Origin of the sequence: Halobacteriovorax sp. DA5 (assembly GCF_002903145.1) — a bacterium.
Lineage (GTDB): Bacteria > Bdellovibrionota > Bacteriovoracia > Bacteriovoracales > Bacteriovoracaceae > Halobacteriovorax_A.
Genome location: NZ_PPDJ01000002.1, coordinates 160,727 through 183,520, shown reverse-complemented (window position 1 = coordinate 183,520; position 22,794 = coordinate 160,727). Strand labels below are relative to the sequence as shown.

The 22,794-nt window shown below is 36.8% G+C and carries 19 protein-coding genes; 14 read left to right on the top strand and 5 right to left on the bottom strand.

Features of this window, described 5'->3' with window-relative positions; genetic code table 11:
- The first annotated feature begins 313 nt into the window (after positions 1-313).
- From C0Z22_RS04305 to C0Z22_RS04270, 8 genes are read left to right on the top strand one after another with little or no spacing between them, the layout of a single operon-like run.
- Positions 314-976 (top strand): GbsR/MarR family transcriptional regulator, encoded by a 663-nt coding sequence (locus C0Z22_RS04305; protein WP_103217111.1) that lies wholly within the window; start codon positions 314-316, stop codon positions 974-976.
- Entirely contained in the window at positions 973-2,217 is a 1,245-nt protein-coding gene (locus C0Z22_RS04300) for a beta-ketoacyl synthase (RefSeq protein WP_103217110.1), read from the top strand. The genes C0Z22_RS04305 and C0Z22_RS04300 overlap by 4 nt, the downstream gene beginning before the upstream one ends.
- Positions 2,218-2,242: 25 nt before the next feature.
- Positions 2,243-2,488 carry an acyl carrier protein gene (locus C0Z22_RS04295; RefSeq protein WP_103217109.1) on the top strand — a complete coding sequence of 82 codons (246 nt, stop codon included), beginning with the start codon at positions 2,243-2,245 and terminating at the stop codon, positions 2,486-2,488.
- Between the two features lie 45 nt (positions 2,489-2,533).
- On the top strand, positions 2,534-3,922 hold the full coding sequence (locus C0Z22_RS04290; protein ID WP_103217108.1) for an NAD(P)/FAD-dependent oxidoreductase: 1,389 nt from the start codon (positions 2,534-2,536) through the stop codon (positions 3,920-3,922).
- 10 nt (positions 3,923-3,932) lie between these two features.
- The gene (locus tag C0Z22_RS04285; protein ID WP_103217107.1) at positions 3,933-4,961 is read left to right on the top strand and encodes a 3-oxoacyl-ACP synthase III; all 1,029 of its coding nucleotides are present in this window, start codon (positions 3,933-3,935) and stop codon (positions 4,959-4,961) included.
- Positions 4,961-5,827, top strand: coding sequence for an alpha/beta fold hydrolase (locus C0Z22_RS04280; RefSeq protein WP_103217106.1), 867 nt, complete (start codon positions 4,961-4,963; stop codon positions 5,825-5,827). The genes C0Z22_RS04285 and C0Z22_RS04280 overlap by 1 nt, the downstream gene beginning before the upstream one ends.
- Positions 5,811-7,442 carry a fatty acid CoA ligase family protein gene (locus tag C0Z22_RS04275; protein ID WP_103217105.1) on the top strand — a complete coding sequence of 544 codons (1,632 nt, stop codon included), beginning with the start codon at positions 5,811-5,813 and terminating at the stop codon, positions 7,440-7,442. The genes C0Z22_RS04280 and C0Z22_RS04275 overlap by 17 nt, the downstream gene beginning before the upstream one ends.
- A 4-nt stretch (positions 7,443-7,446) precedes the next feature.
- The gene (locus C0Z22_RS04270) at positions 7,447-8,424 is read left to right on the top strand and encodes an NAD-dependent epimerase/dehydratase family protein (protein WP_103217104.1); all 978 of its coding nucleotides are present in this window, start codon (positions 7,447-7,449) and stop codon (positions 8,422-8,424) included.
- Here the strand turns inward: C0Z22_RS04270 and C0Z22_RS04265 are convergent.
- Both C0Z22_RS04265 and C0Z22_RS04260 read right to left on the bottom strand, forming a co-directional pair.
- Positions 8,401-9,198: an undecaprenyl-diphosphate phosphatase gene (locus tag C0Z22_RS04265; RefSeq protein WP_103217103.1), complete on the bottom strand. Its 798-nt coding sequence runs from the start codon at positions 9,196-9,198 to the stop codon at positions 8,401-8,403. The two genes, C0Z22_RS04270 and C0Z22_RS04265, sit on opposite strands and share 24 nt — an antisense overlap.
- A 23-nt stretch (positions 9,199-9,221) precedes the next feature.
- Positions 9,222-10,883 carry an RDD family protein gene (locus C0Z22_RS04260; RefSeq protein ID WP_146037785.1) on the bottom strand — a complete coding sequence of 554 codons (1,662 nt, stop codon included), beginning with the start codon at positions 10,881-10,883 and terminating at the stop codon, positions 9,222-9,224.
- 236 nt (positions 10,884-11,119) lie between these two features.
- On the opposite strand from C0Z22_RS04260, the gene C0Z22_RS04255 reads away from it, so the two are divergent.
- From C0Z22_RS04255 to C0Z22_RS04245, 3 genes are read left to right on the top strand one after another with little or no spacing between them, the layout of a single operon-like run.
- The gene (locus tag C0Z22_RS04255) at positions 11,120-14,302 is read left to right on the top strand and encodes a hypothetical protein (protein ID WP_103217101.1); all 3,183 of its coding nucleotides are present in this window, start codon (positions 11,120-11,122) and stop codon (positions 14,300-14,302) included.
- A gap of 49 nt (positions 14,303-14,351) precedes the next feature.
- Positions 14,352-16,700 (top strand): hypothetical protein, encoded by a 2,349-nt coding sequence (locus tag C0Z22_RS04250; protein ID WP_103217100.1) that lies wholly within the window; start codon positions 14,352-14,354, stop codon positions 16,698-16,700.
- Between the two features lie 22 nt (positions 16,701-16,722).
- Positions 16,723-17,232 carry a hypothetical protein gene (locus C0Z22_RS04245; RefSeq protein WP_103217099.1) on the top strand — a complete coding sequence of 170 codons (510 nt, stop codon included), beginning with the start codon at positions 16,723-16,725 and terminating at the stop codon, positions 17,230-17,232.
- Here the strand turns inward: C0Z22_RS04245 and C0Z22_RS04240 are convergent.
- The 3 genes from C0Z22_RS04240 to C0Z22_RS04230 all read right to left on the bottom strand — a co-directional run bounded on the left by C0Z22_RS04240 (position 17,222) and on the right by C0Z22_RS04230 (position 18,732).
- Positions 17,222-17,689: a hypothetical protein gene (locus C0Z22_RS04240; protein WP_103217098.1), complete on the bottom strand. Its 468-nt coding sequence runs from the start codon at positions 17,687-17,689 to the stop codon at positions 17,222-17,224. The genes C0Z22_RS04245 and C0Z22_RS04240 overlap by 11 nt on opposite strands.
- 49 nt (positions 17,690-17,738) lie before the next feature.
- Positions 17,739-18,041: a cytochrome c gene (locus C0Z22_RS04235; protein ID WP_021267353.1), complete on the bottom strand. Its 303-nt coding sequence runs from the start codon at positions 18,039-18,041 to the stop codon at positions 17,739-17,741.
- A gap of 76 nt (positions 18,042-18,117) precedes the next feature.
- Positions 18,118-18,732 (bottom strand): hypothetical protein, encoded by a 615-nt coding sequence (locus tag C0Z22_RS04230; protein ID WP_103217097.1) that lies wholly within the window; start codon positions 18,730-18,732, stop codon positions 18,118-18,120.
- An 81-nt stretch (positions 18,733-18,813) separates the two neighbouring features.
- Between C0Z22_RS04230 and C0Z22_RS04225 the strand changes: the two genes are divergently transcribed.
- The 3 genes from C0Z22_RS04225 (at position 18,814) to C0Z22_RS04215 (ending at position 22,778) form a co-directional block, all read left to right on the top strand.
- Positions 18,814-19,518 (top strand): heparan-alpha-glucosaminide N-acetyltransferase, encoded by a 705-nt coding sequence (locus C0Z22_RS04225; RefSeq protein ID WP_103217096.1) that lies wholly within the window; start codon positions 18,814-18,816, stop codon positions 19,516-19,518.
- A 135-nt stretch (positions 19,519-19,653) separates the two neighbouring features.
- Complete coding sequence (locus C0Z22_RS04220; protein WP_158246808.1) at positions 19,654-21,270, top strand: cytochrome c biogenesis protein ResB; 1,617 nt, start codon at positions 19,654-19,656, stop codon at positions 21,268-21,270.
- Positions 21,267-22,778 (top strand): cytochrome c biogenesis protein, encoded by a 1,512-nt coding sequence (locus tag C0Z22_RS04215; RefSeq protein ID WP_103217094.1) that lies wholly within the window; start codon positions 21,267-21,269, stop codon positions 22,776-22,778. Before C0Z22_RS04220 ends, C0Z22_RS04215 begins: the two co-directional genes overlap by 4 nt.
- Positions 22,779-22,794 lie beyond the last annotated feature (16 nt).

Here is a 22,794-nt window from a genome sequence, read left to right as displayed (position 1 = left end):
GATACCTCTGCTATTCAGCAAGGCCAGTCATTAATAAAATCTTCGTGATTTTAAAATTAGAATAATGAAACTAGTTCAAGATTCATGCCAACTTTTGTCTCATAAAGTTGATGTTTTTAGTACCACATTGGCCCTAAACTGGATTATTTACTGGTGCTTTAAGAAACTGTTAGAAATATCAGGTCCAAGATGCACCTTGCATCGCAAAATAAAGACACTGTGCACACCAATAAAGATTTAGGATCCTTTTAAGATTGACCACTTAGACAATATTACTTATATTTTATTTTTAAAATATAAAGGTTATTTCAAGATGAAAGAAGCTGTTGATATGGACATTGAGATTGTTGAAAAGAAGCTACTTGAGTACTTACCTCATTATGAAGCATTTTTTTCAAAAGTTGGCTTTAAAAGAATTGAAGGTGCCATCTTTGGTGTACTTGTCTATTCATCTAGGCCACTAGCTTCTGATGAAATTGAAAAAATCTTAGGCTTATCTCAGCCTGCAGTCTCTAGTGCTCTAAAGACTCTTGCGACTTATAAAATGATCATCACTCATGATCACCCAGAAATTAAACGTATGAAGATACATGAGGCCAATGATGATGCCATCAATATTGTCTCAAATATCGTAAAGAAGCGTGAGCTCGAAATAATCGAAGAATTTGAAAATATCACACAAGAATCTCTTAAATTTGTTCACGATGAAAAAAGAAAGAAGCGCTTAACTAACATCCTAACAACGACTCGATTTGCTAGGTCTCTAAGTGAATTTATCATCTCTATTAGCAAGGAGCTTGATAATCCTTATATGGCCATTGAAAAGTTTCCAATGGTCACTAAAGTGCTGAAGAACTCACTGACAGATATTAATCAAATAAAGTCAGGGATCACATCTGGTTTAAGGAACTCTTTCCTTAATATTGTTTCAAAAATAGAAAATGAAAAACATAGTAATAATGGAGTTAATGAATGAACTTATCTCGTGTTGTCATCACGGGTGTAGGCCTTACTGCACCAAATGGAAATAGCTTAAATGAATTCCGCTGCGCTCTTTTAGAGCAAAAGTCGGGAATCACTTATGAAGAAGTACGTTTTATGGGCCAGATCCCTGTAGGAAAATGTGACTTTGACGAAAGAAAGCACCAAAAAGGAAAAATGAGAAAACGTGGAACTCGCGTCGGTGGAATCTCTGTCTACTGCTCAAAAGAAGCGCTCGATGATGCTGGACTTGATCTTGCAACACTTGATAAATCAAGAATTGGTATTTACTTAGGTATTACAGAGCACGGACCTGTTGAAACTGAAGAAGAGCTTTTCCAATTTTATAAAAACAATGAAGAAAAGCCTGAGCTTTGGACTCATCACCATAACCCAAGAACAGTTGCAAATAATCCTGCAGGGGAAGTTTCACTAAACCTTGGAATTACTGGACCTCACTATACAATTGGAGCTGCGTGTGCGGCAGGAAATATGGGACTAATTCAAGCAGTTCAAATGCTTCAACTTGGAGAAGTTGATCTTGCACTTGCTGGTGGAGTTTCAGAGTCATCGAACTCATTTGGTAACCATGTATCTTTCAAAGCACAAGGTGCACTAGCAGATTTTCCAGAAGATCAAACGCGTGCCTCGCGCCCACTTGATAATAATAGAAATGGAATCGTTATCTCAGAAGGTGGATGTGTCTACACTTTAGAAAGATTAGAAGATGCTCTAGCTCGTGGAGCTAAGATTTACGGAGAAGTTGCAGGTTATCATACAAATAGTGATGCAACAGACTTTGTTCTTCCTAATCCTGAGCGCCAGATGGAATGTGTCCACAAAGCAATAGCAAAAGCAGGTATCACAATTAATGATATCGATATTGTGAACCTTCATGCAACTGGTACAAAGATGGGTGATATCCAAGAAGTAGCAGGAATAAAAGAAGCTTTTAAAGATGCACCAGAAGTTGCAGTAAATTGCACCAAAGGTTTAATTGGTCATGCAATGGGTGCGGCCGGAGCACTTGAGCTTGCAGGGAACCTACCTAGTTTTGAAGATGGCCTAGTACACCCATGTCACAAGATTGATGAAATCGATCCTGAGTGTGCAATGGATCAGCTTGTACTTGAAGCACCACTAAAGAAAGACGTTAAATATATCCTTAACAACTCATTTGGGATGTTAGGAATTAATTCAACTTTAATTATAAAAAAATACGAAGCTAAGGCTTAACTTTAAATTATCACAGGAGAAAAATATGACACCAGAACAAGTAAGACAAATCGTAGTTGATATTATCGCAGACATTGCAGTTGATGACGATGTAACTTCAATCGATGATGCAACTCCACTAAGAGATCAACTAGACCTAGATTCAATGGACTTCCTTGATATCGTAATGGAACTTAAGAAACAACACTCAATTGAAGTACCTCAAGAAGATTACCCTGAGCTAGCTTCAATGAACTCTTGTGTTGCTTACCTAACACCAAAATTTCAATAAATTTAATAAGGGCCACAACCGTGGCCCTTTTATAAAGTAAAAACTATGACACAAAAATATGATGTAATTGTAATTGGCGCTGGAATGAGTGGACTTGCAGCAAGCATTCGCCTTGCTATGTTTGGCAAGAAAGTTGTGTGCTTAGAAAAACACTCAATTTCAGGAGGGCTTAACTCTTACTACCGTCGCGGTAAAAGAAATTTCGATGTTGGCCTTCATGCCCTAACAAATTTTGCGACCAGAGGAGAAAGAGGAAAACCTCTAACAAAACTTCTTAAACAACTAAGAATTCCTTGGTCAGAACTTGATCTTATTGAACAGAAACAATCAAAGATTATATTCCCTGAGACAACACTGACATTTACAAATGACTTTGCAGTTCTTACGCAAGAAATTGCAGACAAATTCCCAGCATCAATTGATGAGTTTAATCAATTTGTTGTCTATATTAGAGACTTCAACGAAGTCGCCCTAAATAATGAAACTTATATGGCAAAAGATGTTGCCAGAAAATATATTAAGAATGAAAAGCTAATTTCCATGATTTTTGCTCCGCTGTTGATTTACGGATCAGCATGGGAAGATGATATGGATTTCTCTCAATTTGTTATCATGTTTAAGAGTATCTACCTTGAAGGTTTTGCAAGACCTGATGGTGGGGTTAGAAAAATCATTAACCTCTTACTTGATAAGTATGAAGGACTTGGCGGAGAACTTCGTTTTCGCGCAGGTGTTGCTTCTATTAACACTAACTCAGATAAAGTAACGAGTGTTACTCTTGAAAATGGTGAAATCCTTGAATGTGACAAGGTCATCTCAAGCATGGGACATCCAGAAACGATGGCCATTACAGAAGGTCAAAGCGCACAAAAGGTTGCAGTAGGACCGATGACTTTTTGTGAAACAATTCTTTGTCTTGATGAGCGACCAAAAGACTTTGACATGAATGATACTATTCTTTTCTATAATGAGAGAGAAGATTATCAGTATCGCGGGCCAAGCGACTTTATTGACAATAAGAGCGCCGTAATCTGCTTTCCAAATAATTTTGCAAGTGATGATAGTGATGAGGGAGTTATTCGCCTTACCTATATGGCAAATTATGAAAAATGGAAAGATTTAGTAAACTCAGATCGCAAGGCTTACCTTGCGATGAAAAATGAAGTTTATGAGCAATCACTTCAAACTTTAAAAAATATATATCCAAATGCCTCACTTGATGTGAAATTCAAAGATGTTTTCACTCCACATACAATTGAGCGCTACACTGGACACCTTCGTGGATGTGTATATGGATCAACAGATAAGCTAAGAGATGGAAGAACTCCAGTTGAAGGACTTTATCTATGCGGAACGGATCAAGGCTTCCTTGGGATTATCGGATCCATGCTAAGTGGAATTTCCATGGCAAACCTACATGGATTAATGGAATAAAAGGCACCATATGAAATATAATAATGTTGTAATAGAAGACTATGCATACATCAAACCGCCAGAGGTTCTAACAAGTGATAAACTTGAAGAGCTGCTCTCACCTCTTTACACGAGACTAAAGCTTCCACAAGGAAGGCTTGAGCTTATGACGGGAATCAAATCACGTGGTTTTTGGCCTAACTCAACTAGGCCAAGTTCAATTGCAACAGAAGCTGCAAATAAACTCTTAGATAAATTATCTAAGAAAGGAATTAAAAAAGCAGATGTAAATCTTCTTATCAACTCAAGTGTATGTCGTGACTTTCTTGAGCCATCAACAGCCTCAGTAATACACTCAAATTTAGAGATGTCTAGCGAGTGCATGCTCTTTGATATTTCAAATGCTTGTCTTGGAATGGTGAGTGCTTGGGAAGTGGTTGCCAATATGATTGAAACAGGTGCGATTAAAAGGGCCATTATTGTTTCAGGTGAAAACAGCGCTCCTCTATTAGAAAATACTATCAAAACTTTAAATGAAGACGAGTCAATTACAAGAAAATCTGTGAAGAAATTCTTTGCAAATTTAACAATTGGTTCAGCAGGTGTCGCCTACTGCCTTGCTCACAAAAGCGAAGCACCAAGTGCGCCGCAAATTACTTCTATTACAAATCGTAGTGATTCAGCGGCAAATAAATTATGTCAAGGTGATGGGAATCCAGAATCTTTAGTAATGGAGACGGATTCAGAGGAATTACTAAAGTATGGAAAGGCCCTTGCAAAGAAAACATTTGCTGACTCAGGACTTAATCAAGACGAGATTGATATTGTGATTGGCCATCAAGTAGGAAAGGCCCACAAAGAAATAGTCTTGGGAGAACTTGGTCTACTTAATCATAAAACTTTTGATACCTTTGATACATTGGGAAATACCGGCTCTGCCGCACTACCAATCACTCTTGCAAAGATGAATGACATTGAAGGAATTGAAAAAGGTAAGAAAATTGCCCTTGTAGGCATTGGGTCTGGGCTATCATGCTCAGTACTAGGAGTAAGTTGGTAATGAACTGGAAAGCAGAATATCCATATAAGAGTAACTTCATCGAAATTGAGAATAAGAAATATCACTATCTAGACGAAGGAAATAAAGATGCTGAAGTCATTGTTATGCTTCACGGAAACCCAACATGGTCGTTCTATTACAGAAATATTGTAAATGAATTAAAAGATACATACCGCTGTATTGTGCCAGATCATTTTGGTTGTGGACTTTCAGATAAGCCACAAGATTATGACTATACATTAGAAAATCATATTAACAATGTATTGACTCTCCTAGATAAATTGGGAGTGAAAAAATTTAAACTACTTGTTCATGACTGGGGTGGTGCGATTGGAATGGGTGTTGCAACATCACGCCCGCAAGATGTAACTGGTGTAATCTTACTAAATACAGCAGCATTCAGATCTCTTGATATTCCAAAAAGAATTGCCCTTTGTAAGCTGCCTGTAATTGGAGAGCCAATGGTGCGTGCATTTAATGCATTCGCTTGGCCTGCAACTTTTATGACGACGACAAAGCCTTTAGCAAAGCATATTAAAGAAGGATACCTTCATCCTTACAATAACTATGCAAATCGTATTGCGACAGCTCGCTTTGTAAAGGATATCCCTTTATCAAGTAAACATCCAACATATTCGAAGCTTTCTCAAATTGAAGACAATTTGAAAAATGTAACATGCCCTAAGATGTTTCTTTGGGGAGCTCAAGACTTCTGTTTTAATATGGATTTCCTAAAGCGTTGGAAGGATTTTTACCCTGACAGCAAGTATGTAGTATACCAAGATGCTGGCCACTACGTGATTGAAGATGAGAAAGAAAATTGTCTTAAGGAAATAAAAGGTTTCTTAAATGAATATCGCGCATAGGATCGAAAATTGGGCCCAAAAGACGCCTGATAAAATCTGTTTAAAATTCCCTAAAAAAACTGGTAGTGGTTATCACTATGATGAGCTGACATTTAAAGAATTTAATCAATTAAGCTCTCACTATGCAGCTGCATTAAACCAGGAAGGAATTCAAAAAGGAGACAAGGTTCTTTTATTTGTAAGGCCATCTTTTGACTTTCCTGCCCTAACATTTGCACTTTTTAAAATTGGAGCAATACCAATTTTAATTGACCCTGGAATGGGACTTAAAAACCTTTTTAAAGCGATTAAAGATGCAAAACCTGACTACCTAATTGCAGTAAATATTGTTCATATCCTAAGAATGTTTAAAAAGGATAGCTTCAAAAGTATAAAAAAATATTTTACGACTGAAGGTAAACTATTTTCACATTTAACAACAATCAAGTCACTAAAAGAAAAAGATCAGCTAACATATGATACTGAGAAAGTTGAAAATTCTGATCTTGCAGCAATTCTTTTTACATCAGGCGGAACAGGAAGACCTAAGGGTGTAGAATACACTCATGAGATCTTTAATCGTCAAACTGATGTCTTACAAGAACTCTTTGGCTTAACACCTGAAGATGTTGATGTACCAGGCTTTCCCCTCTTTTCATTTTTTACAATGTCGATGGGGATGACGAGTGTCATTCCAGATATGAACCCAAGCAAGCCTGCAAAATGTAATCCTGAGGCACTTGTTAAGAATATTAATGATAATGGTGCCACTTTCATTGCTGGCTCACCAGCAATTTGGGAGCGCGTTGGGGACTACCTAGAGAAAACCAACCAAACACTAAAGACGGTGAAATATGTCGTCATGTTTGGAGCGCCAGTTAGAAATGAAGTCCATGAAAAACTAATCGCTCGCCTTGAACGAGAGGATGCTGACACTTATACACCTTATGGAGCAACTGAGTGTTTGCCTGTGAGCTGCTTTAATGGAAGAGAAGTCTTAACGAACACACAATTTGAGACGGCACAAGGTGGTGGAACTTGTATAGGCCTACCTTGTCCTGGTGTCGAAATTAGAATCATTAAAGATGTTGATGGTGTTATCAAAGACATTCAAGATACTAAGCAATTAGCAAAAGGTGTTGTTGGGGAAATTATTGTTCGTACAAAAACTGCGACAGCGGCCTATCATGAGCTTCCAAACAAAACGAGAGAAGCTAAAATTTATGATGGTGATACATTCTGGCACCGAATGGGAGACCTTGGAAAGATAGATGCACAAGGGCGTGTATGGTTTTATGGAAGAAAGGCCCATCAGGTAAAGGCCCACGCTACGACATACTACCCTATTTCAACGGAAGCGATTTTCAATAAGCACCCTCAAGTAAATAAATCGGCACTGATTTGGATTTTAAGAAATAACCGTGTTCGTCCTGCCCTGAGTATTGAACCGAAAGGACGAGTTCTTAATAAATCACGCCTTAAGCAAGAGCTTAAGATTATGGCAAATAAATATAGTCATACTAAAGATATAGATGAGATCTACATCTGTTCTAAATTTCCAGTAGATATTAGACATAATATAAAAATTGATCGCAAAGCACTGGCCCAAATGGCACAACAGGGAAAACTTAGGTAATTAAATGAAAATACTCGTCACAGGTGTAACAGGCTTTTTAGGCTATCATATAGCAAAGGATCTTTTGGCCGCAGGTCATGATGTATTTAACTTCTCTAGACGTGAAACTGATGAAGTTAAAGAGCTGGGTATAAAAACACACCAAGGAGACCTTACCAATTATCAAGATATCAGAAACGCATTGTCTGAAATCGATGCTGTTTTCCACGTTGCCGGAAAAGTTGGGATGTGGGGAAGAAAAGAAGATTTTGAAAGAATTAATATTGAAGGAACAAAAAATCTTTTAAATGCAATGAAAGAAGCAGGCGTTAAATATCTTGTCTACACGAGTACCCCAAGTGTTGTCTTTGGAAAAGATGAAATAAAAAATGGTGATGAAGCCTTAGAATATCCAGAAAATTATTTGAATGAATATGCCAGGACAAAATCTATTGCGGAAAAGCTTGTCCTTGCAGCAAACACTCAAGATCTTCTAACAACAGCAATTCGCCCTCATTTAATCTACGGAGAAAGAGACAAGAATATCATCCCTACTCTAGTTGAAAGGGCCAAGAGTGGACGATTAAAAATAATTGGTCATGGAGATAATCTCGTCGATATTAACTATGTCGAGAATGCCTCTTATGCGCATGTAATGGCCCTTAATGAGCTAGTTGGAGAGGCCAAGAATAAAGGTAAGGCCTATTTTATTGGTCAAGAGCGACCAGTAAATCTATGGCACTTTATTAATGAACTACTTATGGCAAAAGGAGTTGCTCCTTTAACAAAGAAAGTACCATTAAGGATAGTCTACATTATTGGTGCAATTTGTGAGTTCATCTATAAGTTAATCGGTAAATACGATGGCCAACCGGCAATGACAAGATTTGTGGCCCTTCAAATGGGAACATCTCATTATTTTAAACACAATAACGCATTAAATGATTTTGGCTATTCTCCAAGAATTTCAATCGACGAATCAATTGAGAAGATAAAAAACTAAAGCACTTAGGATTAAGCGATAGATCAGAAAGTAGCTGAATTGAATTCGCTTAATCAATTTCATAAAGAAATGTATTGTCGCAAGGCCTACAAGAAAAGAAACAAGAACGCCAATAGCACAATTTAAAACCTCAAATTGAGCGTCTTGTGGATTGCCAATCAAGTTGTAAGACTTTAATAAGAATGCGGCAAAGATTAAGGGAAGAGATAAAAGGAATGAAAAAGAAGAAGCATCCTCTTTTGAAAGCCCTAGAAATCGAGCTGCCGTTATTGTTATTCCAGAACGAGAAACACCAGGAAAGATTGATAGAACTTGCGAAAGGCCTATTACAATTGAAGAAGATGCCCTGAAGCCTTCCATATTTTTATTCGTCTTACCGATTCGATCTGAAATAAAAAGTAAAATACCAAAGAACGCCAAATTAAATGCAATAAAGACTTCGTTTCGGCCATAAGTTTCGGCCGTAGATTTTAAGATTAGGCCAAAAAAGCCCGTGAAGAAAGTTGCTATAATAAAGTTCTTAGTAAAGTTATCGCAGCTTCTTCCGGGAATAAAAAATAAGAAAGAGTTCTTAGCAATTCTTCTCACATCGTGATGAAAATAGATACCAACCGCAAGAGCAGTCCCTACGTGCATGGCCAAATCAAAGAAAATACCTGGGTCTTTAAACTCATAGATAAAAGGTAGTAGAGCGAGATGTCCAGAGCTAGAAACTGGTAAAAATTCTGTTAGCCCCTGAATAATTCCATAGACGACTGCCATCCATAATGTCATCTCTCAACTTCCTTTGTTACTTCTTAACGCTTGCGTTTGCGCTTACTTTTATTCTTTTTAGTATTTTTTGACGTATCTTTTTTCTTGTCTTCAGAATTACTCTTTAATTCTGAAAGCATTTTTGCATCCTTTAATTTTAGAGCAAGTAAGATATCATTAAAACCTTTTATTGTTGCCTTTGAATAAGAATTTACATTTTTTTCCATTGCTAGTTGAAAAACTAATGCAAATCGCTGTAAGGCCGAACGTACACTAGAAATATAATTATCATTTCCAGACTCTATCGCTCTAATTGCATCTTTCTTGTAATATTCAACTAGGTAGTTCTCTAGTCCACGGGAGTAGTTTTTCGAGATCTCGACTTGTGAATTATTAGAGATAAGATCAAAACCTGCCAATGGATTAAAAATCTGATCTTTTACCCAAATTGCTAAGCGTTCACTTACTTGCTCTCCCCATCTTGCTTTAAAAAAAAGAGCATTTGCAAAAGCAGTTTGCGCTTTATCATTATCAAGGTTTCTGTCCCAAATGCTTTTATAAACGACAGGCCTTAGAAGTGAAAGGCTGAAAAAAGTCTCACGGTAAATTATATTTTCACCAGAATAATCTTTTTTTCTAATCAGGATATTTTCACCACTTTTAATAAAGTCGATATAATTATCATTAGTTATTTCAAGTAACTTCTCTAATTCTAACTTAAGTTGAAGATAAGGAAGGAATTGAAAATGACCCCTTAATAGTAAACTCGGAATACTTTTATAGTTAACGAGAAATGCATTTGAAATCAATTCAAATAACTCCAAACTAGCTCTACTACTTAAATAGTAAAGTTCATCATCTCCCCTTTTTGATAACTCTAATACTTTACTCAACTCGGGATAATACAGATCAAATAGAAACAGATTATCACGAGCAATCTTAACCAACGAATAAAGATCAAAGCGAGAAGAAATTTTAAAGATTCCCTTATTATTAAGCTTCGTATCCCAAATAGAAATTAGTGGACGATAAATCGTTTTCGAATCAACTTTTCTAATTTCAAAACTAGGCCTAATTGTAAATCTCGAATTATCTAAATTTGTAAAACTTGAAAATCCCAAAGATGTTGAGCCAATTTCAGCAAAAGATTCAAAATCAGTAATTTCACCCTCAACAAAAGTTTTTAGGCCGAAATCAACAAACTGCGAGCTAAACAATTGTTGCTTATACATTAAGGCACTAAATGGAGTTACTCCAATTGCAACAACACAGATGATTGTGGCCATGAGATAAGAGACTACTTTTGACTTATATGTAATTCGGGATGCTGTAAGCCTCACACTAAATGGAGACTCAATCCCCTTTGCAAAAACATCAAGTAATAAGCGTACTGGTAAGAGAATCAAGCGCATGATTGCACCCAATCTCTTTTGCATGGCCGTATTAGCAATGATCCTTACACCACAAAAGTATTGTCCAATTGTTATGCTGAAAAATAATGAGCAATAGAAAACGTAGAGAAAATACGTCATCAGATAAACATAGAGATGCTGTAGTGAAGCGCTTAGATTTTTTATCGAAAAAATAGCATTTGTAATGGATAAGATAAATTCACTACCAAGTAGAGCATAACTTATAAATAAGCACAGGCATAAATCGATGATGGTAGCAGTAATTCTTAGGTAGCGATTTGAATAAAACGTCATAGATAAATCAACCAACGGCCACTATTTTTGGCACTGAAATTTTAAATATTCTCAATTATAGAAGTATTTTAACACTATGAAATCTCATGTTCCATCACATAAAATCAGCGACTTATTTGCACCCCTGGCCATTTTATTAACCAATTTATTAGGTCAGGCATCGATTCATTAATAAAATAAAGAAAATTACTAAAATGTCGATAAGTATAAAGCATTGAATTGACAGGGGAAGTAAAGTGAAAAGATTAACGAAGGCCAAAGAGCAAAATAACTTAGGAAAGAAAGGAACGAGTTCCTCTTTCAAAAAAGTTAAAGTTAGCGTAATGGCACTGACTCTTATTCATTCATCTATTCCAATGAGCGCATTCGCTTTTAAGAAAAATGGTGAGTCTTGGTCAGAGTTCACGTCTGGTTCAGGTATGAAGACGGTTATTGGTGGTCTAAACATGATTGGGGATATCTCTCAACAAATGTACAACCAAGGACGTCTTTCAAATACAGAGATCCAAGCACTTCAAGCTTTCAACAAGTCAAAGGCCGATGCTCAACAAAAGCTTCAGTCTAGAAGAATGCACCCTGCATTTAATTGTCCTCTTGCACCTGAGCCAATCCTTGCACCAAACGGAGCTTGTAATATTGGTGGGAATCTAAAAATTCCAGAGCAGGCACTAGAGTTTGGACAAAATATTTTAAACGAATATACAAGTTTTCTAAAACCAAGAAACACACCTCCTTACATTGGATCTCAATGTATCGAAGATGGTATGAAGAGTATTCAAGATAACTTTGCTTCAATGACATCTCAGTATGATCGCATGATTGAACAATTCGAAGCAGAGCTTAAGCAAGTAGCAGAAATTCAAAAGAAGAATAGAATCAAAATTAAAGAAATCCATGCCCTACTAAATGGTGGTGGAAATAACGTAAGTCAGGACTTTATTAATACTGACTTTAACAAATTAATGCCTGCTTCATGTGTAGAAGCATATGATGTAAATAAAATCATCAAGAAGCAAGGTGGCCTAGTAGGATTAAAAGATAGAATGAGCAGTGATGACCGTAAAGCAAAGCGCTTTAGAGGAAGCTCTCTTATCACAATGAGAAATCAAATTGAGTCTGATAAGAAGAAAGTTGCTCAAAGACTTGCTACAGGTGGATATGATGAAGCATTAAGAGAAGACCTTTTCAAAGGTACTCAATTTGCTAACCTATTCTCATCTGCAAGAACTTTTGCTGCTCAAAATACAACAGCAAAACTTAAGAAAGTTCAAACAATGCTTTCTAGTCTTGGTGTAAGCGATGCAGACCTTCCAAAATTTGATGATCCAAGTTTTTTAATTAAAGTTGATCGCTTAGCTTCAAAATCAGAAGACTCATACAAAGAAAAATTCATTATCGAATGTATGACAGGTAAAAATGCCGCAGCCTACTCGACTCCAATTAACCAAGCAGTTAACTCATTTGATAACGTTAGACTTGGGAACCAAGGTGATACACTATCATCTTTTAAAAGAGCTGCTTCAAATGCCTTCTCTGATCCGACTTCATTATCTTCTTTAGATAGCGTAGCAAATTCATTTAATAATAATGATATTAGAATCACTGTTTCTAATAGCAGTGGAAAAAGTGTGACAAAAACAGCTAGAGAATACTATAGCGATATTAAAAATGAATGTGTGGCCATCTACAATGGTGACCTTAAGCCAGCTGGTGATGTAGCAAACCTTGAAACATACCGTGCTGAAGCGAAAGCACTTAAGGCAGAAGCTAAAGAACTTCAGTCTCTTACAAAGAGAACACTTGCCTCTGAAGGAAGTGGAAGTATCATGGCCGAAATCGATGAGCTTATTTACAACTGTAATGGAAATGCAGTTGAGCTTAGCAAGTGTGGCCCAGATGTTTACGAAACTTCTAGTAAATCATTTTGTGTAACACAGGCCGCAGCTTGTTCAGACAATGTTAATACATGTGCTACTTTTACAGAAACACTAGTAAACGCAAAAACAGCAGAACTTAAGCAAAAAGCAGACGTCTACAACGCACAAATGCAGCAATACGAAAATAAAGCAAAAGCACTTATGGCGCAAATGCAAGCACATATGCAAAAAGTTTCGGATCATGCATACAAAAATATGTTCCCTAACCTAACACCAGAAATGGCAAGAGCATATGGTATTCCAGCTTCTTCAGGTTTAACTTTTGGAAAACTTCAAGACCTTGATCAAGCAATGGATGAAGCTGAAACGAAAGGTATTCTATTAGAAAAAGATCCTGAAGTCTTTATGCGTGACCTTCTTGCAGGAATGAATGGTAACAGTGCAAGCATGAGAGCAGACCTTAACAAATGGTTTGAGAATCAAAATACTCACCTAGCTTCTCAAGTTGAAAAAATTAACCAGAGCCTTCAAGAAGAAAGAGGAAAATGGCAAGAGTTCGTATCGAACTGTGCCACTGCAATTAACGACAGAAATCAAGCAGCTCAAAAAGCAGCGAAAGAAGGTGCAGAGAAAGCTGCCGAGGCATCACAACAACAGGTTGAGTTCTGTTACAAGTTAAAAGGTCTACAGGACTCTAGTCCAGGACCAGGTTGTACTGGAGACAATAATGCAAGTGATCTTTATTCAGATGCAACTGAGATCGCTTCAATCCTACAGGCCCAAGCAGGTGGACAGTCACCTCTTCAAATGGCAATGAATGGTGGATCATCAAGTACACTAATTTTTGAACAAATCTCTGAGTATAAGAAGTTATGTGCAAGTGCATCAGCGGAAGGAAGTATTCCATCAGATGGAGATTCTAAAGAGTCAACAAATAGTGGTAAATCTCTAGCTCAGCTACAAAGCGCTTGTTCTAATAGTGGACAAAATGATGAGCAACTTATTACATCTCTAACAGACAAGTTAACAGACAACCTATCTGAAGATGAGAGTAAGTATAAAGAAGAGATTCAAAACTTTATCAAAGAAGATACTCAAATGAGTGATGATGCTCTTAAGGAGATTTCTGATAAGAACCTAATTATCGCTCAACAGATTCAGTCTCTTAAGAATAGAGCATCAGAAATTAGTGGTGATTATGATGGAAAAGGTCTTTGTAAAATGCTCTCTTCTGGGCGTGACCAATACGTTGGTAAACTATGTGACAGTAAGGCCGATACAGCAAAAGAAGAATGTATTACGAGAGAAAGAAAAGACTTTGAAAAAGATAAGTTAGTCGCTTTAGGAGTTGCTTACGAGGCCAAGATTATTACTCAAATTAGCTCTCCAGGACTACAAAGTGAATGGAACCGTATTGGTGAGAAATATAGTGGAACTGCTTGTGCGGCCATCAATGGTTCTCAATACGGTCAAAAAGGATTTATTCCAGGACTTATTGAAAAGATCGATCGTGACCTAGCGTCAGATGGAATGATTCAATAAGACGAAAAGAATAAAAGATTATATTGATTCAAGGGCATGGGAGGCCTAATTGAAATTTGCGGTACGTATAGTTAAAAAAAGAAAAGAAATACTTCATACACTAGGGACTTTAGGGTGTATCAGTATCCTTGCAACTTCATGTGTAGTCGATCAAGCATCTTCATCAAGAGAAGGATCTGGTGGATCAGCATTAAATAATACACAAAACACTGTATCAGCAAATTATGGCCGTATCTTAACGGCCAACCCACTAGTTCTAAGCGATTATGCTGCTGATGAGAATACTGATTTATCAACACTAATAACTCGCTCACCTGTTTACATTACAAGCAATGAATACTTAACAAAGTCGTGCTCACTTATTGGAGATTGCCTCGAAGTAACTGAAGATGCTGGTGTATCAGCTTTTCAAAATGAATCGAGAAAATGGGCATTTCCTGTTACGACTACAGAGTTCTTACAAATCAATGCTTTCTATCATACAGCAAAAGTAATCGATACTTATCTAGGTGATGTGACAACTTATGTCTACGACCGCTTAAATGAAGTTTCATATGATACTTCAGTACCGACAAATACAGACCTACACAAGGCGTACTGGAATGCTTCTAATAAGGCAAAATTGGTTGTCCACGCAGATGCTAGCCTTAGAAAAAATGCTAGTTTTGATCCTAGTAACTTCCTAATCAAATTAGGTTATATTCCTGGTTATCAAAATATTAAGATGGCCCAAGACCCTTCTGTCATTTATCACGAATTTGGACATGCAATTGTTGATCGTTTAATGAACCACAGAAACAGAGCATTTAACGCTGCCTTTTGTTTAAATACATCAAATCCAATTTGTCTTGAAGAATCTGCATTAGGCTACTTTGGTCACGATGAGGCCTATTCGATAAATGAAGGTATTGCAGATTACTTCTCATACTTCACAAATAATAGAGAACACATGGGTGAATGGGGACTAGGTAAATTTGCAAATGCTTCACGCCCGATCTCAGAAGACGATTCAATGCACATTGCAGGTATTTCAACAGATGAAAACTCAAGACTAAGCTATCCTGAATACTTAGGTTACGACGTTTACAACACAGAAAGCCGTGTTGACGATATTCACGTCGATGGCCAAATCATCAGTCACCTTCTTGTTGCTTTAACAAAGGAACTTAGTACACGTTGTACAGGTAATATTGACGGTGCAAAGAAACTTGTATTCTACGCACTTGTTGAATCATTAGGAGAATTAGGAGATCTATCAGCACAGGCAAAAGATGGTCTTAGTGGCCAAATCAACCTTGATCAACAATATGCAAAAGAATGGCTTAAATCAGTGAATCCAATTAACTTCAGACGTTTTTCGCAATCACTTGCTAGAAATGTTTATAATATTACAAATAGCCAATACAACCTATGCACATACCAAAATTTTTCTAAAGACAATTTAGAACAACTATTTGATTCATACGGGCTGCTACTTTTTAGAACTTACAATAATAACTTAAACTCAGTTTCAACGACAAATATTACTGTTAATCCTCTTAATCGTAAAAAGTCAGAGCTTATTAACAAGAATCTACTTATTAAAGACACACGCTCTTCTTACTCATCATTAAGTGTATTTGATATTCGCTCTTCAGTGTATCAAACAATTCAAAATCAAATGGATGTTGGAGAAGTTACAACAGTAGATGCACGATATAATAATGGAAACGGTAAAGTTTCACCTGGAGAGATCGTAGGTCTATTTGTTAGCGTCTATAACAATTCTAGTTCAATCATGGCAGGAACACGAATCCTTGCTTCAGATTGGGCCCATATGCAAGATGGAGTTCCATGCTCAAATCTAAGTGATGGCTACCCTTCTGTTTCACAAGGTGGAAAAGCTTGTGACCCTATAAATGAAACTAATTACAACGACACAGGAAGAATCATGCCTGTTTGTATGCTTACTTATAATGATGGAACAAGTACAAAACTTTTAAACCAACATGAATTCTTAAAGAAAATGAAGTCAGATATTGGACTTCTTGAAAAAGACTGTTTAGGTCAAGGTGAAGACCGCACTCAGAATGACTTAAATAATTGTTTCGTAAAAGCAATTCCAAGCACAAATGTTCAAAACATTCCATTCATGGCACCAAAGTCAAACTGGCAAGAAACAATGCAGGCCGAGCAAGGAGCACCACTCTTTACTGACTCAAATATTATGTTCTTTGAAATCAATAAAAATATACCACTAGGAACAGAAGTATCTTGTCGTCTACGTATGACATTTGCAAATTGTGAAGACTGTTACCATGATCTTAGTAGTTCGAACTATGACGATTTTAAAGACTATGAATTTGCGGGTGAAGAACCTTTTAGTATTTTAAATATTAACTTTACGATTGAGCAATAGACGCAATCAAAAGAAGGCCTCGATGAGAAAGTTTTTAATATTTTGCAGTATTTCGTTAGCAGCATTATTTATTATTTCTTCATATCAAAATGATGCAAAAACGATCTCTAAAGAATACTCACCTACAGACAGTATGAAGAAGACACGCTTTAAAGCGCGCAAGCATCACCACGGCCATAGCGATCACTCACGAAAAATTGCATCGATCCCTTCTACAGCAACGCCAAATACAGAAGTGAGCGAATCAGACTCACTCGCAGAAGTTGCTAAAGAGCTCACAAAAGAAGACATCGCTGTAATTAAGAAAGTTAAAAAGAACCTGCCTATCCTTGCAGATAGTGAATTCGAAATCGTAAAGAGGTTAAAAATAACAGATAAGAGTATTTATATTGTAAATCGTGATGTAAATGGGATGCCGCAATCATTTACAGCAATTATCGATAATAAGACGGGAAGAATCGAAAAGAGTTGGGGGAAGACTCGCTACGAGTCTCCCCTAAGCACAAGACATTATCCTGCTACTACTTACTAATTTGCTTAATCCACTCAGTAGTGTGTCCGTTATTTCCAAGACGACGGGCCGTCTTCTCATAACCGTGACTTTCATTTAGTGAATACTGTCTGAAATTATCAATTGAACAGAAGTGAACAATTTCCTTCACATCAAACTCTCTCGCTGCTTGCTCAAAAAAGTCCATGATTCTGTGAGAAAAACCACTTCCACTATGTTGCATCTTAATCGATGTATTCTTACAAAGAAGTTTGTCACCCTCTTTCTTAACGAAAGCAGCTGCAATAATCTCCTCAGATAACTTTACTGAATAAAGCTGCCAACCATCAGACAACTCTTTCTTAATATCATCTAATGTCCACTTGAAATCTGGACTATCAGAAAATGCCTCAACGTTATAGTCGTAAACGTCTTTTACTTTCTTTTGAGATGTAACTGACTCAAAACTTAGTTCACCTAATTGAATGGCCTTTACCATGATTCCTTCCTAGTAAATAATATTGTAAAAAACTGAGATCTTTCTACAATTATAGCGTAGAGATATAAGCAGCAAGATCTTTAAAGTCTGAGTCGTTCAGACCTTTAATAAATGGTAACATATCTGGGTTCTTTCTTTCACCAGTTTTAAACTGAACAAGTGATGAATAGATATACCAGTCGTATTGTCCAGCAATACGAGGAGCGTTCATCGACTTCTTTCCTTCCCCATTATCCCCGTGGCATGAAATACAACGTGAATATAGAGTCTTACCTTTGGCCGCGCTTTGAGCGTGAGCAGTATTCATTGAAAAAATACCTAGTGTGATAAGTGCAAGGGCCGTTAACTTCATTCTACTTCCTCTTTTATAATATCTAATTTGTTAATTTTCTTTACCGTATAGCTATCTAATATTAACTGCTTATACATCACTGCGCAACTAATTTTATACGCTGAGATTGAAAGCTAAAGTTCAAATACTTAGCGATTCCATCGTAAATAATTTCTTTTAAACTATCGGCCTGTAACTGACGCAAGCCACCAAAAGCTATCCCATCATCTACACAGACCTCATTTTCTTCAATGCTAAATAATTCAATTTGACCTAAATTATAACTCTCCAATGTAGTATTCACATTATCTATAAGTAGGGCCATTTTCTGAATTCGCTCTTGCAAAGACAATTTCTCCCAATTAAGAATCTCAATCTTATTATTCATAAGTGCATTTTCAAAAAATTCTTTTTGAATCTCTTGCAAGATTGTTTCAAACCACTTTTTTAAATCCAAAACATTAGGCCAGCTATGCTCACTAGCATTATCTCTTAGAAAACTTTCGGCTTCTCTAAAAGTCATAACAAATAGTGATGCCGGGCCAACTTTTTTTATAATAGTAAGAGCACTATAAAGTAGGGCCTTTTTCTTCAATGCATCCTCTTCATTTGCCATAAAGCTATCATCAAAGAAGTTTGCAGAAATATATTGATTAAATTGTGCAGGATCGAGCTCCCTAAGAAGCTCATGTGCTTTATTTGAAATTGTCATTATCCACCTTTTTGTATGGATCAAATTATCAGCTTTGAATACTTTTGACCATAAATTAAGAGATTATGCTATCATTTAGAAATGACACAAGATTCACAAACAGTAAAAAAGAGATACCACCTAATTGACCTGACCAGAGGTGTTGCCGTCATTTTAATGATTATCTTCCACTTTACTTATGATCTTGATGTCTTTGGTTTTGTGGATGTTGAATTTTTTAGACCAGGGTTTTGGTACTATCTTCCACGCCTTATTGTGACTCTCTTTATGTTTTCAGTAGGTGTCTCAATGTGCATGGCACACCCAGGAAAGATTCACCCACGTCCCTACCTAATTCGCCTCGCAAAGATCGGAATAGCGGCACTAATTATCAGCATCTCAACATATTTTATGTTTCCAAAAAATTGGATCTATTTTGGAACATTACACTGTATCTTCTTCACAACAATCCTAGTGACTCCTATAAGAAAAAAACCTTGGCTTAGCGCATTACTTGCATTGGTAATTCTCGTGCTTCAAATGACTCCATATGCCATTCCATTTCCAGAAATGAGTCACGCTTCACTAGATTATATAGCAGTCTTTCCATGGGCCGCAGTCTCGATGCTTGGTATCACCTTCTTTCATCTAAAATGGTATCAAATCGACTATCCTCAGTGGAAAATTATGCGCTTTATTCAGTTCTTAGGTAAGCACTCATTCATCATTTATGTTACTCATCAACTCTTTCTCTACTCAATTGTTTATATTGCGTACATGATCATAAAAAGCGCGCCACTTTTGTAAGGTTTTTGAAAACTTTTTGAAATCCATAGCCTCTCTTTACCAACTATGCTATTTAATTTAGCAAAGGAAAAAGGCTAAAAAGCAATGGTAAGTAACAAGTTCAATTACAAGTACTTTGAGCGTTCGATTGGCTCAATGAAATTCGCAGTTTTTATTATCTCACTATTTTCACTTGCAATGATTGTAGGAACATTCGTTGAAAGTTATTACGGAACAGATTTTGTAGGAAGACTTATCTATAAGACATGGTGGTTTATGGCCATCCAATTCTTCATGGGCCTAAGTATTCTATTTGCGGCATTAATCAGACTTCCAGTTAAAAAGAGACTTTACGGATTCTATACAATTCACGCCGGCCTTATCATTATTGGTATTGGTTCTTTTGTCACATATATCGCAGGTATCGACGGGACAATTCACTTACAACCAATGAGCCCATCGAGGCAAGTTGTTTTAAATGAAGATGTAATTGAGATCACTCGTCCAGATGAGAATACAAGAGCTGTTCTTCCCCTACCTTATAGTGCATTTGATAGTAGTATTGATGTTACATATAAAGAAATTGAAATTAAAGAGTACATTCCATTTGCTGATAAAGTTATGCGTTGGCAGCCGGCCAAAGATAGCGTAAATGACTCTGAGAATATGCATTCATCAAGCTATATCATCTCTAATGATAACGTGGCCCAAGACTTCACTCTAAGTCTTCATCCTGAAGCATTTGATTTTCAAGCCTCTCTAAGCATGGGACTTCTAAGCATCACTTACTTACCAAAGACACTTGCTCCATGCTTTTCTACACCAAGTGATAGTGGATTAATTCTATGGGACTCAAGAACATCTCAATGCTACACAGCTGAAGAGAAAAATATCAAGGTAGAAGAGACAGCAACAAATAAACGATTCTTTGTCATTAAAGATGGAGAAAATGTTTACTCGTTTCTTCCAGACTTAAGCCCATGGGCACTTGATCAAGAATTAAAGCCAGCAATGAATGCTCCAATTAGAGTATTCTCAAAAAATCTTTTTAAAGAAAAACCGAACCTATTCCTTTTTGGGGATTCAGCATCTTTCTTTGATAAGGATGCAGATAAATGGGTAAGCCAAAGTTTTGATGGCCAAGGCCTAATGTCACTTCCTTGGATGGGCTTTACTTTAAAACTTGTACGTAATGAACAAAATCTTGTTCCAACAATGGTTCCACAATCAACTCTTCCTATTCAGCAAAACGGAGGCCTTGTAAAAGGTATTACGAGAGCTGCAAAAATCCAAGTTAGAGACAAGGAATATTGGCTAACAGATGACAAGCCTGTTTCTGTTCTAATCGATGGTGTAAAGACTAATGTTTACTTAACAAAGAGATCGTTTCTTCTACCATTCGAGTTTACGTTAACTCGATTTAAGATGGATAAAGACCCTGGTACTAACCGTCCAGCGAGTTATGAGAGTTTTGTTAACTTATTCACAGACGGAGAGACATCTCCATATCATATCTATATGAATAACCCCCTTAAGTATGATGGCTTCACATTTTACCAGGCCTCTTACTCACAGGACCCAGAAACTGGACAATATAGTTCAACCCTATCAGTTAACCTTGATCAAGGACGCTGGATTAAATACCTAGGCTCAATCCTACTCGTATTAGGCTCTCTATGGCATTACTACTTAAATTATCGCCCAAAGAGAAAAACTAAGGAGCTATTAGGTCTTGAAGTAGCAGATAATGGCCAACTAGGAGATAAGAAATGATTAAGATACTACTAAGTTTACTTATTGCAACAAGTACACTTGCAAACGTTAATTTTTGTAATGATGAATTAGGTAAGCTTCCAATTCTTCAAGATGGAAGAATTAAGCCGCTTACTGTACATGCAAAGGAAGTAATTCATCACCTAACAGGAAAGTACAAGGCAAAAGGATACTCATCAGTAGATACATTTTGTCTTCTTAGCTCTAAGGCATTTGGCCTAGAGGCTCCATTTAAGCTTGAGACAAAGATTGAACACAAGAACGCAAAGGAACTTCTTGGCGGCAAGAGTTCAATGGCACTTGATGACTTAATCGATGAAAATGTAACGATTAGAATGGCCTACCAGAAAGAAAAGGTTGAGTCGGGTTACAAGAAGGAGCTTAATAGACTCCTTAACAAGATCGCTCTTTATCAAGATATAACAAGTGGGAACAACTGGCAGTTACCTGTAAAAATGGGTAATGAGATAAGCTGGGAGCCTGTAACAAACTTTCTAACAAAAGAAAAAGTAGACGCTCTAGCGCAAGTATCTTCAACTCCATTTAAAGATGTATTTGCTAAAGCAAAGAAAGACTATATCGAAGTTAAAGGAGAGAAGTATTTAACAGAATTCTTATTCGATAAGCTACAACTAACTAAAATCGCTTTCGCTCTTACTTTAATTGGCTTGGCAGCATTAGTTCTTTTCAAGAAATTTGGTGTAGCTCTTGCTCTATCAACACTTACAATCATTGTTCAAACTGTTTATATCGCATTAAGAGTTTATATTTCAGGACGTGCGCCAATTACAAATATGTATGAAACAGTGATCTTTTCAGGCTATGGTGCTCTACTTCTATCGATGATCATTGGTCACCTGAAAAATGAAAAGACTTACCTATACATGGGACTTGCATACAACCTATGTACACTTATGATGATTACATTTGCGACAAATATGGTTTCACCATCGATTAGTCCACTTGTTCCCGTTCTAAGAGATAACTTCTGGCTAAGCACACACGTTACGACAATTATCATGTCTTATGGTGCCCTTGCTCTTAGTTGGATTCTAGCAAATACAATTCTTTTCAAAAGAGCTTTCACAGACTTTAAAGTTGAAGATGAGACATATTATAACGATCTAATCTATACGACTCTTAAATACGGTATCATCATGCTTGCAGCAGGAATTATCCTTGGTGGTGTATGGGCCGATTACTCTTGGGGACGTTTCTGGGGATGGGATCCAAAAGAGACATGGTCATTAATTGTACTTTGTATCTACATGGCAATCCTTCACGGAAAGTACACAAATTGGATCACAAATAAGAGCTTTTCAGTACTAGTTGCAGCAGCTTTCATGAGTGTAATGATGGCATGGTTTGGGGTTAACTACATCCTAGCAACAGGACTTCACTCTTATGGATTCTCTCAAGGTGGTGCCTACTTCCTAGGAACATTCTTTGCAGTGCAAACGATCTTTTTAATTCTAACAGTCATAAAATCAAATCATAAAGCAGCATAAAAAAAGGGCCTTCTAA